The 14306-nt window shown below is 50.1% G+C and carries 15 protein-coding genes and 1 riboswitch; of the genes, 11 read left to right on the top strand and 4 right to left on the bottom strand.

Features of this window, described 5'->3' with window-relative positions; all coding sequences use genetic code 11:
* Positions 1 to 85 precede the first annotated feature (85 nt).
* The 6 genes from ACNA6I_RS16205 to ACNA6I_RS16180 all read left to right on the top strand — a co-directional run bounded on the left by ACNA6I_RS16205 (position 86) and on the right by ACNA6I_RS16180 (position 4211).
* On the top strand, positions 86 to 844 hold the full coding sequence (locus tag ACNA6I_RS16205; RefSeq protein ID WP_048005783.1) for a ZIP family metal transporter: 759 nt from the start codon (positions 86 to 88) through the stop codon (positions 842 to 844).
* A gap of 170 nt (positions 845 to 1014) precedes the next feature.
* Positions 1015 to 1344 carry a hypothetical protein gene (locus ACNA6I_RS16200; RefSeq protein WP_048012166.1) on the top strand — a complete coding sequence of 110 codons (330 nt, stop codon included), beginning with the start codon at positions 1015 to 1017 and terminating at the stop codon, positions 1342 to 1344.
* A gap of 54 nt (positions 1345 to 1398) precedes the next feature.
* Positions 1399 to 1503: riboswitch (TPP riboswitch) on the top strand.
* A 60-nt stretch (positions 1504 to 1563) separates the two neighbouring features.
* Positions 1564 to 2157, top strand: coding sequence for an energy-coupled thiamine transporter ThiT (gene thiT / locus ACNA6I_RS16195; protein WP_048005773.1), 594 nt, complete (start codon positions 1564 to 1566; stop codon positions 2155 to 2157).
* A 109-nt stretch (positions 2158 to 2266) separates the two neighbouring features.
* The gene (locus ACNA6I_RS16190) at positions 2267 to 2920 is read left to right on the top strand and encodes a DedA family protein (RefSeq protein ID WP_159129142.1); all 654 of its coding nucleotides are present in this window, start codon (positions 2267 to 2269) and stop codon (positions 2918 to 2920) included.
* Positions 2921 to 2973: 53 nt separating this feature from the next.
* Positions 2974 to 3735 carry a threonine/serine exporter family protein gene (locus ACNA6I_RS16185; protein WP_048005771.1) on the top strand — a complete coding sequence of 254 codons (762 nt, stop codon included), beginning with the start codon at positions 2974 to 2976 and terminating at the stop codon, positions 3733 to 3735.
* A 20-nt stretch (positions 3736 to 3755) separates the two neighbouring features.
* Positions 3756 to 4211, top strand: coding sequence for a threonine/serine exporter family protein (locus ACNA6I_RS16180; RefSeq protein WP_048005770.1), 456 nt, complete (start codon positions 3756 to 3758; stop codon positions 4209 to 4211).
* A gap of 49 nt (positions 4212 to 4260) precedes the next feature.
* Here ACNA6I_RS16180 and ACNA6I_RS16175 read toward each other — a convergent pair whose 3' ends face one another.
* Positions 4261 to 4623: a DUF2500 domain-containing protein gene (locus ACNA6I_RS16175; RefSeq protein ID WP_048005769.1), complete on the bottom strand. Its 363-nt coding sequence runs from the start codon at positions 4621 to 4623 to the stop codon at positions 4261 to 4263.
* Positions 4624 to 4851: 228 nt separating this feature from the next.
* Between ACNA6I_RS16175 and ACNA6I_RS16170 the strand changes: the two genes are divergently transcribed.
* Both ACNA6I_RS16170 and ACNA6I_RS16165 read left to right on the top strand, forming a co-directional pair.
* Positions 4852 to 6579, top strand: a complete 1728-nt coding sequence (locus ACNA6I_RS16170) for an ABC transporter ATP-binding protein (RefSeq protein ID WP_416313747.1) — start codon at positions 4852 to 4854, stop codon at positions 6577 to 6579.
* Entirely contained in the window at positions 6563 to 8338 is a 1776-nt protein-coding gene (locus ACNA6I_RS16165) for an ABC transporter ATP-binding protein (protein WP_063190559.1), read from the top strand. The genes ACNA6I_RS16170 and ACNA6I_RS16165 overlap by 17 nt, the downstream gene beginning before the upstream one ends.
* Positions 8339 to 8724: 386 nt before the next feature.
* On the opposite strand, the gene ACNA6I_RS16160 is transcribed toward ACNA6I_RS16165, so the two are convergent.
* Entirely contained in the window at positions 8725 to 9147 is a 423-nt protein-coding gene (locus tag ACNA6I_RS16160) for a pyridoxamine 5'-phosphate oxidase family protein (RefSeq protein WP_048012171.1), read from the bottom strand.
* 125 nt (positions 9148 to 9272) lie between these two features.
* Here ACNA6I_RS16160 and ACNA6I_RS16155 point away from each other — a divergent pair, with 125 nt between their 5' ends.
* Positions 9273 to 9926, top strand: a complete 654-nt coding sequence (locus tag ACNA6I_RS16155) for a uracil-DNA glycosylase (protein WP_048005765.1) — start codon at positions 9273 to 9275, stop codon at positions 9924 to 9926.
* Here the strand turns inward: ACNA6I_RS16155 and ACNA6I_RS16150 are convergent.
* Complete coding sequence (locus ACNA6I_RS16150) at positions 9923 to 10171, bottom strand: alpha/beta-type small acid-soluble spore protein (RefSeq protein WP_063190558.1); 249 nt, start codon at positions 10169 to 10171, stop codon at positions 9923 to 9925. The two genes, ACNA6I_RS16155 and ACNA6I_RS16150, sit on opposite strands and share 4 nt — an antisense overlap.
* 181 nt (positions 10172 to 10352) lie before the next feature.
* On the opposite strand from ACNA6I_RS16150, the gene ACNA6I_RS16145 reads away from it, so the two are divergent.
* On the top strand, positions 10353 to 11813 hold the full coding sequence (locus ACNA6I_RS16145; protein ID WP_048005763.1) for an alanine/glycine:cation symporter family protein: 1461 nt from the start codon (positions 10353 to 10355) through the stop codon (positions 11811 to 11813).
* A gap of 149 nt (positions 11814 to 11962) precedes the next feature.
* Positions 11963 to 13123: an acyl-CoA dehydrogenase family protein gene (locus tag ACNA6I_RS16140; RefSeq protein ID WP_231579097.1), complete on the top strand. Its 1161-nt coding sequence runs from the start codon at positions 11963 to 11965 to the stop codon at positions 13121 to 13123.
* Positions 13124 to 13157: 34 nt separating this feature from the next.
* On the opposite strand, the gene ACNA6I_RS16135 is transcribed toward ACNA6I_RS16140, so the two are convergent.
* Positions 13158 to 14219 carry an aromatic acid exporter family protein gene (locus ACNA6I_RS16135; protein ID WP_048005761.1) on the bottom strand — a complete coding sequence of 354 codons (1062 nt, stop codon included), beginning with the start codon at positions 14217 to 14219 and terminating at the stop codon, positions 13158 to 13160.
* Positions 14220 to 14306: the final 87 nt, after the last annotated feature.

The following is a 14306-nucleotide window of genomic DNA, read 5'->3' as shown; positions in this document are numbered from 1 at the left end:
TGATAGAGGACGAAAGGGAGGGCTTAATGTGTTCCTTGATTGGTTAGGTGGACTTAATCCTGCTCTTCAGGCTCTTTTTGGCGGAATGGTGACCTGGGGGCTTACGGCATTGGGGGCCTCTGCGGTCTTCTTCTTCAGAAAGATCGAGAAACATACATTGAATATGATGTTAGGCTTTGCTGCGGGGGTCATGATTGCGGCTTCCTTCTGGTCCCTTCTCGCTCCTTCCATAGAGTTCAGCGAGCAGAACGGGCAGATTCCGTGGCTTGCACCGGCAGTCGGCTTCCTTCTTGGAGGACTTTTCATCCGGCTCCTGGATTTTGTCGTTCCCCATCTGCATCTCGGGAACGCATCGGAAAAGGCGGAGGGACCACCGACGAAGTTCAAGAAATCCACGCTCTTATTCCTTGCCATCACGCTTCATAATATTCCAGAGGGTCTTGCAATCGGGGTGGCATTCGGGGCTGCGGCACTCGGTCTTGGCGATGCGACCCTGATCGGGGCCATAGGTCTTGCCATCGGAATCGGGATTCAGAATATGCCGGAAGGGGCCGCGTTATCCATCCCTCTGAGAGGGGAGGGGATGTCTCGGAGGCGCGCCTTCAACTACGGTCAGATGTCTGCTATCGTAGAGCCCATCGCGGCAGTCATCGGAGCAGCGGCCGTACTGATGATCCAGCCGCTCCTCCCATATGCCCTGGCATTCGCGGCAGGCGCCATGATATTTGTCGTTGTCGAGGAATTGATACCGGAATCCCAATCTTCAGGAAGTACGGATCTTGCCACCCTGGGTCTGATGGCGGGGTTTGTCGTGATGATGATCTTGGACGTATCGTTGGGTTAAGAGAGAGCATCCTGAACTTTCAGGGTGCTTTTTACGTGCTTGTCAGGGGCGTTTTACCCCGAAGGATGTCGTAATATCTGGAAAAAGAGTCGAAAGACCTATTATCGGTGAATCTTTTTGTCATATCATTCAGATTCTTTTATACTATAATAAAAAGGGATTCATTTAGTATGAAAGAACTGGTTGGAGGGGATGGAATGAAGCTGATCGCCGAGTCGAAGAAGACACTGAGCATCCTTTTGGTTGCAATCCTTTTCGTGACAGCAAACCAGATTCCTGGAGTACAGCACGTCACGGCCCGCATCGCGACCAACGTGTATATCAACTTTAAATATGAGCATTTGAAATTATCGTATGATTCTGTGGAATTTTCCCCGCAGCTCGGTGACTACTCCGTTGCGTATAAAGATGGGGAAGGGAAACGCTATGGCTTCATGGTCACACCGAAAGCCATGCCGATCTTCATCCGCCACGATCCGTTGGAGCCTGCGCCGGAATGATTTTGCCCTTTTCCCGCTCTTCCGTTATAATGGACAGGTAATCAATTTCATAAACGTAACCACAAGGGGAGCTGTTTTGCTGAGAGTGAACGGTCGATCCGTTCTGACCCTTTGAACCTGTTAGTTAGCACTAGCGTAGGGATGTGGAAGGCAGTTTTTTGCCTTGTAGTACATGCATTCTCCCTAATGGTTTCGTTCATAGAAAAGGGGGATTTTTTTATGAAGAATATGAAGCTCATCGTCTTGATCGAAGTGGCGATCATGGCTGCCCTTGCCGTCGTGGTCGATCTGATTCCATCCATCAAGCTTACACCGTCGATTTCATTTAATGTGGCCATGGTGCCGATCTTCCTGCTGGCATTCAGAAGGGGCTTCAAGGCGGCCACGCTGGCCGGTTTCATCTGGGGATTGTTACAGGTCGCCCTCGGGGAAGCCTGGGTCGTTCATCCGGTACAGGTCTTCCTTGAGTATTTCGTGGCTTTCGCCTTTATCGGTGGGGCCGGACTATTCAGCAGCCGGATCCAGAGCGCTGTGCGCGATGGGGGGAAGAAAGGTCTGCTGAGTTGGATGCTTCTCGCGATTTTGGTCGGAAGCGTGGCCCGTTATTTCTGGCATTTCATCGCGGGTGTGTTCTTCTTCGGGTATTTGGCGCCGGATAACCTGTCGCCGGTTCTGTTTTCATTTGCTGCCAACGGAGCTTCGATGCTCGGTTCGGCGATCCTTTGCGCCATTGTTTTATGCGCGTTGGTGGCTACAGCACCCCGACTTGTCAAAGTGGAGGATGGACGTTCCATGAATCGTAAAGCTGCGTGAGTGTGAAGATCGGCTGAGGCCGGTCTTTTTCTATTGTGCTGGCGGGGGTTTCACTTGGGGAGAGCAGGGGTAAATGAACAGGAATAGGACTATGGAAGGAGGGGTGATCATGACGGAATATATGCTGGAGGCTGCCCAGGATTGGGGAGTGTGGGGGATCCTCCTCTCCCTGTTCATCGAAGGGAGTGCCTTCCCATTTGTAGGTACGTTATTCATCGTGACCGTCGGGTTCTTGTTGGAGCTATCGTGGCTTGAGCTCTTTTTCGTCTCCGTTGCAGGAAGCGCCCTCTATGTCTTAGGGAGCTATATCCCTTACTTCCTTAGTTATAAGCTCGGTGAAAGGGTGGAGGCACGCCTCAGCCCTGAACGCAGGCAAAAGCTTCGGGCTGCACAGGATCAGTTCACGAAGTATGGCATTTGGAGCGTGGCGATTGCGAGTCCTCTGCATCTGGGGAATGTCGTCCCTTTTGTTGCCGGGATGTCCAAGATGGATGTGAAACTCTATTCCTTCCTCACCATGCTCGGGATCACACCCTCCACCTTCATTCTCCTGAGCTTCGGGAAATTCTATGGAGGAGATCCTGAAACCGTCATGCGTACAATCGATCATTATCAAAACCTTGTAATCGGCGCTGTTGTCGCTGCCACAAGCGTCTATATCCTCTATAAATGGAAGTGGAAACCCCTCAGGAAAAAAAGATCCGTCACAGACGGCGGACCCTCTTCGATAAAGAACGATGATGAGTCCTCATTGCGAACATAATTCCTTTCCTTTAAACTAAACCTATTCTTAAATCAATCGTGTGGAGAGATTCTATGGAAGCAAAAATGATGCGAAGATACGATATCATGGAGGTATGTCTCCTTGCAGGTAAAATCATGCTGCAAAGCGGCGCGGAAACGTACAGGGTGGAAGATACCATGATGCGGATCGCAGCCTCCTACGGGATCAAGGAATCCCACAGTTATGTGACGCCCACGGGTATCATCTTTTCAATTGAAACAGAAGAGCCGACCAAGACCAAATTGATCAGGATCAACGAGCGCTCCACTGACCTTGAGAAAGTGACGCTCGTCAACAGCCTCTCCAGGCAGATCAGCAAAGGGCATCTGTCTGTGGAAGAGGCCTTTCATGCGCTTGAGAAGCTGGATGAATCGGATCTTTCTTACCCGTTCAAACTTCAGCTCTTGGCAGCCACCATCGCAAGCGGTTGTTTCCTTATCATGTTCCTTGGATCCTGGAATGACTTTATTCCGGCTGCCATCACGGGCGGTGTCGGATATATCTGCCTGATCTATTTCCAACGGGTCGTGCCGATCAAGTTCTTCTCCGAGTTCTTGTCCAGTTTGATCATCGGCATGCTGGCCTTCGGATTCGTCCAATCAGGCATCGGGCACCAGCTTGATAAAATCGTCATCGGCTCCGTCATGCCACTGGTACCAGGGCTCTTGATCACCAACGCTGTCAGGGATCTGATGGCAGGTCATCTTGTATCTGGCTTGAGCAAGGGTGCAGAAGCATTTCTGACGGCGTTTGCCATCGGAGGCGGGGTTGCAGTTGTTTTCACATTGTTGTAACGGAAGGGGAATAAAGAGTGATGTTTGTTGTTGAACATATGGTGACGAGCTTCATTTCGGCTGCCGCTTTCGGGATCATCTTCAATGCCCCGAAACAATCGCTGTTCAAATGCGGTATCGTCGGGATGCTCGGATGGATGATCTATATCGTCCTGTTCACCGTAGAAATCGATACCGTCATTGCGACGCTTGCGGCTTCATTCGTCGTGGCGGTGGTATCGCAGATATTTGCCAAGATGTACAAAACCCCGGTGATCATATTCAGTGTTGCCGGGATCATCCCCCTTGTTCCGGGCGGGATTGCCTATGATGCCATGAGGAACTTTGTCCAGAATGACTACAATATGGCCATGAATCTGGCGGCTAAGGCGTTCATGATCTCCGGGTCAATTGCGATCGGCCTCGTCTTCTCCGAGGTCATCAATCAGGTGATCCGGAACGCAAAGCTCAGTTCCTCTGCGCGCAGGATGAGATGAAACAATATAGAAAAGAAGAGGGTGCCGGTGGCGGCATCCTCTTTTCAACTTATTGCCCATCCCTTTCGAAGCCGAGATAGCGTGTGCCCTGGAAGGTGAGGAGTCCCTCATCGCCTTCTGCAAGCATGCCGTATTCTGGGCCCTTGACGTGCATCTCCATCCGATCGCCGTTTTCTACTTGAAATGTCATGTAATAGCTGGTGTGTGCCCGCGTATCTCCGCCGCCGCCGTGAACCTCTGTCCGCTTCGACACGACTTCGGCCCTGGATGACAGGCGCGGAGACTGATTGTTACTATTCCATTCGCTCACACCTTTAAAAGATTGAAACAAAAAGATGCCTATTACAACGGTGATGCCCAGCCCCACTATGACAGGCATAATGTTGAACATGATGTCCCCTGTTTCACCCATATTATCTCCCCCTTTATCGGTTGATCCGTAACATAGTATACGGAAACAGGGCTGAAAAAGTTTCATTCGTAGTCATTGGATCTTTGGGGGCGCAGGTGGTGAGAAAAGGACTTCGGGCAAATCTTTCGGCTTCCGTACAATCAAGAAACGCGCTATGATGAAAGGAACGATATATCGGTATTGCCGGCGGTTCCTCCACATATGATCGCCGGAATGAAGGGAGTACATATGAAGGTCATACATTTTCTGAAACCTTATCGCATGGCCATGGCTGTAGCGTGGCTGTTCATGCTCACAGAACTTGCAGTAGAGCTTTTCAACCCGTTATTCATGGCGAAGATCATTGATGACGGCGTCATGACCGGGGATCTGGATCTCGTGCTGAAATGGGGCGCCATCATGGTGGCCATGTCCCTGTTCGCCTTCCTCTCCGGCATCGCCAACTCTTTTTTCGCAGCCCATACCTCTCAGGGCTTCGGATATGATTTGCGAGGGGCCCTGTACGAAAAGGTCCAGTCATTCTCCAAATCGAGCTTTCAAAACCTTCCCGCGTCTTCCCTCATCACGAGGATGACCAATGATGTCAGGCAGATTCAAAATACCATTTTCATGAGTCTCCGGATCATGCTCAGGGCGCCGCTCCTGGTCATCGGTTCCACCATCATGGCCCTTCTGGTCAATGCCCGGCTTACCATGATCCTGATTCTGGTCATCCCTGTGCTTTGGCTGTTCCTTGTATGGGTCCTCAAAAAGGGGTGGGGCTTGTTCGGGAAGGTCCAGATCCGTCTTGACCGGGTGAATGAAGTGATGAAAGAGAACCTCTCGGGCATGAGACTGATCAAGGCGTATACGAGGGGACAATATGAAGAATCCCGCTTTGGTGAAGCCAATGATTCACTGAAGGATCGAACGATGAAAGCCCTCCGCTTCATGGAAATCATCATGCCTTTACTCATGCTCGTCATGAATATGGTCCTCCTGTATATCCTTTGGCATGGAAGTGAGCGGGTGGCAACCGGAGGGGTACAGGTAGGGGAAGTAGTTGCCATTGTCACCTATGTAACCCGAATTTCGTCGGTGTTCTCCATCTTCTCCTTTATCATCACGAGCTTTTCGCGGGCGAAGGCATCGTCAGGCCGAGTGGGAGAAGTGTTGAACACCACTGTGGATATTACGGATCTTGAAGGGACGGCAGGTCAGGTGGTAAAGGGGAAGGTCGAATTCAAGGATGTTTCCTTTCGATACCCGGGCACGGAAGAATATGCCCTTGAGGATATCACATTCACCCTTCAGCCTGGTGAGACGATGGCAGTACTCGGGGCGACTGGTGCGGGCAAGACGTCCATGTTCCAGCTGATCCCCAGGCTGTATGACCCTCAATCTGGCGAGATTGAAATCGATGGCCAGCCCCACGGCAGGATTCCACTCGATTCACTCCGGACGTCCATCGGCTACGTCCCGCAGGAAGCTGTCTTATTCTCGGGATCCATTGCCGAAAATCTCCTTTGGGGGAAAGAGGGGGCATCTCAAGAAGAGATGGAACAGGCGGCAAAGGATGCGCAGATCCACGACACCATCCGAGAGCTTCCCCGAGGATATGAAACGGTTCTCGGTCAAAAGGGAGTGAATCTTTCCGGTGGTCAAAAGCAGCGTCTTTCCATTGCGCGTGCATTGATCAGGAAACCGACGATCCTCATGCTCGACGATAGTACGAGTGCCCTGGATATGAAGACCGAGGCGAAGCTCATCGAGGCGTTAAAAGGGTATGAATGTACAACGTTGATCATTACCCAAAAAGTAGGGACCGCCATAGGGGCTGATATCATCCTTCTCCTTGAAGACGGAAAGCTGATCGCCCAGGGGAATCATCAATCACTTTTGACCGACTCCCCGTTATACCAGGACATTTACAGATCGCAATTCGGAGAGGAGGAACGGCATGTCGAGACACGCTAGAAAGACACTCGGTAAAAATGATAAAGCGAAGGACATGAAAGGTACACTCCACAGGATATGGGATTACCTTTCACGCCAGCGGGTCCTTCTCTATATGGTCATTGTCATGGTGGTCATCAGTTCTGCCGCGTCCCTCCTAGGTCCGTTCCTCGTAGGGAAGGCAATTGATGACTATGTCGTCACGCGTGAAATCACCGGTCTCGGACGTTTGCTCATTGCGTTGATCCTGATTTATATTCTTCATTCCATCTCTGTATGGTTCCAAAATTATTGGATGATCGGAATTGCTCAGGAAACGGTACACCGGATGAGGAAAGATTTGTTCCATCAACTGCATCAGCTTTCGATCCCATTCTTCGATAAGCGGAAGCACGGGGAGCTGATGAGCCGTGTGACGAATGATATCGACAACGTGAGTGCTACGCTGAATAGTTCGTTCATTCAGATCATTTCAAGTTTCCTGACCCTCCTCGGTACCATTTCGGTCATGCTCTGGTTGAGTCCGCTGTTGACGTTGATCACCCTGACGGTCGTACCCCTCATGGTGTTCGGGATGAAGTGGATTACGAAGAGGACGGGTCCCCTTTTCAAGGAATACCAAGGAAACATCGGTGAACTGAACGGGTATATCGAGGAGACGATTTCCGGTCACAGCATCATCAAAACCTTTTCCCGGGAAGAGACTGCCATACAGGAATTCAAGGAAAAGAATGAAAAGCTGAGGAAGGCTGGCTTTTGGGCAGACACGTATTCGGGGTTCATCCCTAAGCTCATGAATGTATTGAACAACTTGAGTTTTGCTGTCATTGCCGGGATCGGAGGGCTCTTTGCCATAAGGGGTTACATCACGATCGGGGTCATTGTGATTTTTGCAGAGTATGCAAGGCAATTCACCAGGCCGCTGAATGAACTGGCCAATCAGTATAATACGCTCCTCTCGGCCATAGCCGGTGCTGAAAGGGTGTTCCAGATTATTGATGAGGAACCTGAGGCAGTCGATGAGGGAGACGCGATTGAACTGTCCAGAGTGACGGGGGAAGTGGTCTTCGATCATGTGTCCTTTGGATACAGCGAAGACGAAATGATCCTCGATGATGTTTCATTTGTGATTTCTCCCGGTGAAACCGTAGCGCTTGTCGGCCCGACTGGAGCGGGCAAGACGACCATCACAAATCTGATCTCCAGGTTTTACGAACGCAATGCAGGTGACATCCTCATAGATGGAGTGGATCTGTCTTCGGTTAAGCGGAAGAGCCTCCGTTCCCATATGGGGTTCGTCCTGCAGGATAGTTTCCTGTTCCAGGGCTCGATCATGGAAAACATCCGCTATGGCCGCCTTGATGCGACAGACGAAGAAGTGAAAGAAGCGGCAAAACTCGCTAATGCCCATTCCTTTATCCGGAAGCTTCCAGGAGGTTATCATACGGTGTTGACCGAGGGGAGCATCAGTCAGGGGCAGAAGCAGCTGCTGTCCATTGCGAGGGCAATCCTTTCCGAGCCTTCCATCCTTGTTTTGGATGAAGCTACGAGCAGCATCGACACGATCACAGAAATGAAAATCCAGGAAGCACTTAAACGATTGATGGAAGGGCGTACCAGTGTGGTGGTGGCACACAGGCTGAACACGATCCGTCAGGCAGATCAGATCCTTGTTCTGGACGGCGGGAAGATCATTGAACGCGGTTCACACGAACACCTGATCAAGATGGGTGGATTCTATGCGGGCCTCTATCAGAGTCAGCTGAAGGAAAGCATATAAAAAAGAACCCGAAGCGGGATCCCGCTTCGGGTTCTTTTACATCGGAGGAGGCGGTCATCCCGACCGGCCTTCTCCCACGCTCTCTATTATGGAGAGGAGCGTGCATGTAACTTGCAACATCACAAGTGAATATGGTTGATTTCTTTACGTTTAAGATAATTTAAACAGCCGCGGGCAATTCTTCTTAGTCGCTTGATCTACCTAAACGACGTAAGCCCTACCTCTCTTACATCCTAACGGCTCCGAAGCCGATCCAGTGTGAATAAGTTGTTTATGTCAAACAACTGGAGAATTACAGATTATCTTCTCTATCGTTTGAAAGTATGTTACAAGTCTACAATCACTAATAATAACATGCGCTCCATACTCTGTCAATAGCCTGCTGTTTAAAGATCCAAAGTCTGTGGAGAATCTTCTTCGTTATTCATGAGTCTGATCCCCACGGGTTCAATCTTAAGGACGACAAGATTCGGATCTTCCGGTCCATCAAACCAGTTCTTCATGTGATCATTCCATATCTTTTTCTTGTATCCTTCCGATTGTTCAACTGAAGCTTTTCCTTCGATTTCCACGAATGTATCACCGTATCCTTCACCGTCGTAGCCGAGCAGGATATGAACGTTGGGGTTTTCTTCGATTTCATCGGTCTTATCGGTCTTCTTGCTTGTTGGTGTGTACAGGACCAGATCCTCGTGATAGTAGGTCATATAGCGGGAATAAGGTTTGTTATCCTTAACGGTAGCGAGTGTCCCCACCTTGCTTTCATCCAACACCTTCAATACTTGCTCTTTCACTTTTTTCTGTGACACGATCCCATCTCCTTTTCGATTCAACATCTTATGTCCTTACTATTCCTTTTTTACAGGAGGATTAAACATGCGTGATCGGCTGGAGGATGGGGAATAGTGTAAAAAAGCATATAGGAGGAATCGAGATGACAGTCGTACCGGAAGAAATATCGACCATCTGCAGGAAAAGAATGGAGCCTTTTGACTGTGAGGGATTCGTGAATGGACGTGGACCGTTGGATCCGATCCTGATGATTGTCGGGGAAGCGCCGGGTGAAACGGAAATACATAATGGGATCCCATTCAGCGGCAGGGCCGGGAAGGTACTGGATGAATGGTTTCGTTACGTTGGGGTTGGCAGGGAAGATATATATTTCACCTCTGCGGTGCGGAGCAGACCATTTAAGCGTGTGGATAAGAAGAGGAAGGACGGAAGGGTGGAGAGGAAATGGGTCAATCGGGCCCCGAACATGAAAGAACAGTTCGCCCATGCGGCCATCTTGGATTATGAGCTGGCCCATGTAAGGCCAAAACAAGTTGTCACCCTTGGGAATATCGGTCTCCAGAGGTTGGTTGGAAGGAAATATAGCATCTCTTCTGTCCATGGAACCTCCATCCGGACAAAATTGAAGTGCCTGAAGGATTATGAACGCAGGGAGTGGGGAGAAACGGAGGGAGAGTACTCTCTCTTTCCTACGTTCCATCCCGCCTCGATTTTTTATAATCGTTCCCTGGAAAAAGACATCTACCGGGACCTGGACAAGCTCAGGCAGATCCTCTCGGATAAAGGGGTCTTTTAGTTGCGGTCCATCTCTTCCTTGGCTATCTTGATGAGTTCCTGGACCATCTTGCCGCCAAGTTGTCCCCCGACTCTCCCGTTTTCAGCAGCCGACAGGTGACCGTTGTAGCCTTTTTGGAGGGGAACCCCTACTTCTCTTGCAGCTTCGAACTTTGCATCTGACGGACGATCGGCACCGGAAATCCTCGCCTTCATTTCATTGAGGGCGTCCCGGGAACCTGGGACAAAAAGTTTGCGTTTCGACATGTTTTCACCCCCTTCATCCTATTTTCCCCAAAAAAATTAATGGCATGTGAGGTATTGTTACACAAGGGTTTTCAGCAGTTCAGTATAAGGGTGGAAATAAAAAAAGATTGTCTATATTGTGTCAGATAAAATATAATTCATAATAGTTAGATAAATCAAAAAGATAACAGGGGGACAAAGAATGGCGGAATTTGTAGGAAGCATTGTCGACGTATTATGGTCACCGGTCATGATTTACTTTTGTTTAGGTGTGGGACTATTATTTTCGATCTTAACAAAATTCGTACAGGTCCGATTCTTGAAGGACATGGTCAAACTGATGTTTGAAGGAGGCAGCTCCAAGGAGGGGGTATCGTCCTTCCAGGCCCTTGCCCTGTCGCTCTCGGGACGTGTAGGTACCGGGAATATTGCCGGTACGGCGACGGCCATCGGATTCGGTGGACCGGGTGCTGTGTTCTGGATGTGGGCCATCGCGTTCATCGGGTCGGCCAGTGCCTTTATCGAATCCACCCTTGCGCAGATCTATAAAGAAAAGCGCGACGGTGAATACAGGGGAGGACCGGCTTACTATATCGAAAAGGGGATCGGCTGGAAATGGTACGCTGTCCTGTTCTCCATTGCCACGCTGATCGCCATGAGTATCCTGATGCCGGGGATTCAATCCAACTCCATCGCCTTAGGGCTTGAGAACGCATTCGGACTGAGTACGACCGTAACGGGTATCGGTCTTGTCGTGCTCCTTGGCGTAATCATTCTCGGAGGGGTGAAAAGGATCGCGGGGGTGGCTTCCTATGTGGTGCCGTTCATGGCCATTGGATATATCCTCCTTTCCCTTGTGATTGTCGGGGTGAATTTTCAAGCGATTCCAGATGTCTTCTCTTTGATCTTCAGCAGTGCCTTCGGTGCGAACTCCATTTTTGGAGGGATCCTTGGTTCAGCCATTTCATGGGGGGTAAAACGCGGTATCTACTCCAATGAAGCCGGTCAGGGTACTGGACCCCATGCTGCGGCTGCGGCTGAAGTGTCCCACCCTGCCAAACAGGGCCTCGTGCAAGCAGCATCGGTTTATATCGATACGCTTCTCGTTTGTACAGCGACAGCCTTCATGATCCTGTTTACGGGATCTTATAATACGGTTGCGCCTGATGAGTCCACGATCGTCTCCAACCTTGAAGGGGTGGAAGCGGGACCAGCTTACACGCAAGCTGCCATTGAAACGGTCATTCCTGGATTCGGTGCCGGATTCGTAGCGATTGCATTGTTCTTCTTCGCTTTCACGACTATCATGGCATACTATTACATGGCTGAGACCAATATCGCCTACTTGATGAAAGGAAGAAGCGCCAAAGTAGGGATGATGGTCCTCAAAGTCGTCATTCTTGCTGCAACCTTCTATGGAGCCGTAAAAGAAGCAGCCCTTGCATGGGCGTTGGGGGATATCGGACTCGGGATCATGGTGTGGCTGAATCTGATTGCCATCCTGATCCTTGCCAAGCCTGCGTTGAATGCCCTCAAGGATTATGAACAGCAGAAGAAGCAGGGACTCGATCCAGTGTATAACTCCAAGAAGATGGGCGTTAAAAATGCCGAGTTCTGGGAAGGTGACTACAAGTACGATAAGAATAAAGAGAACGCATCTTGATGCAGAAGCATAAAACCCGTGACGGGTTTTATGCTTTTTTTATAGGATATAAAGTATCCTTACTGGAATACTAGGCAATATCTTTTGAGGAAAAGGCTCTTTTTGATTATGATGAGTAGAGAGCATATTTTTCAGGAGGTGTGGGGCAATTGGATTTATATGAATCGTACATTCAGAACGACAGACAGCGGGAACTGCTTGCCCTGGCAGGCGAACTTGCCGATGCATTCGCGGAGAGGGCGGAAGAGCATGATCGGGAAGGTTCCTTCCCTTTTGAGAACTTCAACGACTTGAAGAAGAAAGGCTACGGGAAACTCACGGTGCCGAAAGAATATGGGGGAGAAGGAATCAGCCTGTATGAAATGGTGATGCTTCAAGAACGCCTGGCGACGGGAGACGCTGCCACTGCACTATCGATCGGGTGGCATCTTGGTGGCCTAATGGAGCTGAGCGAGAGCAGGCTGTGGGATGAAGCGCAGTTCCAGGCGCTATGCGAAGCGGTCGTTACAGAGCATGCCCTCGTCAACAGGGCGGCCTCCGAACCTGCTACGGGAAGTCCGACGAGGGGGGGGCTTCCAGAGACAAAGGCGACCGAAACGGATAATGGGTTTGAACTAACAGGAAGGAAAAGCTTCACCTCCATGGCGAAGGTATTGGATTATTCATTGGTGCTGGCAAGGATCGGTGATACCGGGAAAAAGGGATTCTTCCTGGTTGATCATGCACTGGATGGCGTGAGTATCGAAGACACCTGGGATGTCATAGCCATGAAGGGGACCGGCAGCGAGGATCTGGTTCTCGATCACGTCAGCCTCCCCCCATCGGCAATGGTGGAAGGAGATGAGAGGGGAGGAGACATCCCCAAGGCGTGGCTTCTTCATATCCCAGCCTGCTATCTCGGTGTGGCTGTGGCTGCGAGGAACTATGCCATTGAGTTCGCACGGAATTATTCACCGAATAGCCTGCCGGGACCGATCAAAGAGGTACCGGAAGTGCAGAGGAAAATCGGCGAGATGGAGCTTGAACTGTTCCAGGCAAGACAGATCCTCTATTCCGTTGCGGATAAATGGGTGAAGGAACCGGATAAACGGAAAGGGATGGGTCCGGAGCTTTCAGCTGTCAAACATATCGTAACCAATGGGGCCGCGCGCATCGTGGATATCGCCATGCGCATCGTAGGGGCCAGGAGCCTGTATCGTTCGAACCCGATGCAGCGGTATTACAGGGATGTCAGAGCGGGGCTGCACAATCCGCCAATGGATGACATGGTCATCTCCCTGCTGTCAAAGCGTGCTCTTGATGGAAAGTAGCGAAAAAAGCCAAGGATCCTGATCCTTGGCTTTTTTACGTCTGCAGTTTTTTCTCCAGTACGGAGGAATGGTGGATTTCCAGGGTCTGAATCCCCTTTAGCTCTTCAAGCAGGTCATGGATCGATAACAATTCATACAAGAGGACGGATTCACATGAAAAATGTTTCACTTGTTTCCCTCTGAGAAATTCGTGATCATCCCAGAATTCTTCCAATAGATCCTTCATCAGGATGAAATGCTGCTCGGGAATCTCGAAAGCTGGATGGTGCAGGATCCCCTTCAGGGACTGGATGGCCGAGATGATCCGCTCTTTTTCATCGGGACTGTACGAATAGCGATTCATCGGGAGGTAGATCAAATTCCCGATATGATAAAGGATCTGCCTCAACAGATTGAGCTTCTTGTACTCGTAGTGGAAGAATCGAAGTTCTTTACGACTTGAACGGTGCAGCTTCCACTCTTCCTTTTGATATTTGCAAAGGGTATCCGTGGCTTCGACTTCCTGGAGGATATCGGCGAAAATGAGGCGCGTGTCCCGGTGAAGGGAATGCTGCTGGAGCAGCTCCGAACCCCTTCGCTCTAGGAGATTGCCGGTTTTGAAATATAAATTATGGATGCTTGCCGTGATCTTATCGGAATATTTAGGAGGCAGGACCCAAATGTTGACTACGGTCGAAACGATCAGTCCGATCGTCGTGGTTCCGAGCCTGATGAAAAAGGTGGCCACATAATGGTCGTGGATCGTCGGAATCATGGCGATCCCTGTCAAGGTGGCGACCAGGATACCGGGGGCAAGCTTCAGCTTATGACAGGTGATGATCGTGAGCAGCGCGACGAATGCGTAGGTGATGGGGCGATCGCCGAAAAAAGAAGAGAGGGCGACCGCATAAAGGGCCCCGATCGCCGACGCGGGAAATCGGATGAACGCCTTCTTGATTGAATTGGTGGCCGTCGGCTCAATGGTCACGATGGCCGTGATAACCGCAAATGTTGCGGGCCAGTTGAATAGTTCACAAATGAGTGCAGTCAAAAAAACGGCAATGCCTGTCTTTGCAACGCGGCCGCCGACTAATCGAAAATGTTTGAGAAATTGCATATAGGACCCTCTTTATGATGAAAGATTACGTACCTATCATTATAACGCTTTTCGCAGAATCTGTGTTTACTTTGAGTCCCGAAATAA

Origin of the sequence: Rossellomorea sp. FS2 (assembly GCF_047915635.1) — a bacterium.
GTDB lineage: Bacteria > Bacillota > Bacilli > Bacillales > Bacillaceae_B > Rossellomorea > Rossellomorea marisflavi_A.
Note: the sequence above shows the minus strand (reverse complement) of the source record. Positions and strands in the feature narration are given on the sequence as shown.

What these genes read in the sequence shown, in the direction of transcription:
- ACNA6I_RS16205 (WP_048005783.1), top strand. Translation starts at nt 86, where the DNA reads ATGGTGACCTGGGGGCTTACGGCATTGGGGGCCTCTGCGGTCTTCTTC.
- ACNA6I_RS16200 (WP_048012166.1), top strand. Translation starts at nt 1,015, where the DNA reads ATGAAAGAACTGGTTGGAGGGGATGGAATGAAGCTGATCGCCGAGTCG.
- thiT (WP_048005773.1), top strand. Translation starts at nt 1,564, where the DNA reads ATGAAGAATATGAAGCTCATCGTCTTGATCGAAGTGGCGATCATGGCT.
- ACNA6I_RS16190 (WP_159129142.1), top strand. Translation starts at nt 2,267, where the DNA reads ATGACGGAATATATGCTGGAGGCTGCCCAGGATTGGGGAGTGTGGGGG.
- ACNA6I_RS16185 (WP_048005771.1), top strand. Translation starts at nt 2,974, where the DNA reads ATGGAAGCAAAAATGATGCGAAGATACGATATCATGGAGGTATGTCTC.
- ACNA6I_RS16180 (WP_048005770.1), top strand. Translation starts at nt 3,756, where the DNA reads ATGTTTGTTGTTGAACATATGGTGACGAGCTTCATTTCGGCTGCCGCT.
- ACNA6I_RS16175 (WP_048005769.1), bottom strand. Translation starts at nt 4,623, where the DNA reads ATGGGTGAAACAGGGGACATCATGTTCAACATTATGCCTGTCATAGTG.
- ACNA6I_RS16170 (WP_416313747.1), top strand. Translation starts at nt 4,852, where the DNA reads ATGAAGGTCATACATTTTCTGAAACCTTATCGCATGGCCATGGCTGTA.
- ACNA6I_RS16165 (WP_063190559.1), top strand. Translation starts at nt 6,563, where the DNA reads ATGTCGAGACACGCTAGAAAGACACTCGGTAAAAATGATAAAGCGAAG.
- ACNA6I_RS16155 (WP_048005765.1), top strand. Translation starts at nt 9,273, where the DNA reads ATGACAGTCGTACCGGAAGAAATATCGACCATCTGCAGGAAAAGAATG.
- ACNA6I_RS16150 (WP_063190558.1), bottom strand. Translation starts at nt 10,171, where the DNA reads ATGTCGAAACGCAAACTTTTTGTCCCAGGTTCCCGGGACGCCCTCAAT.
- ACNA6I_RS16145 (WP_048005763.1), top strand. Translation starts at nt 10,353, where the DNA reads ATGGCGGAATTTGTAGGAAGCATTGTCGACGTATTATGGTCACCGGTC.
- ACNA6I_RS16135 (WP_048005761.1), bottom strand. Translation starts at nt 14,219, where the DNA reads ATGCAATTTCTCAAACATTTTCGATTAGTCGGCGGCCGCGTTGCAAAG.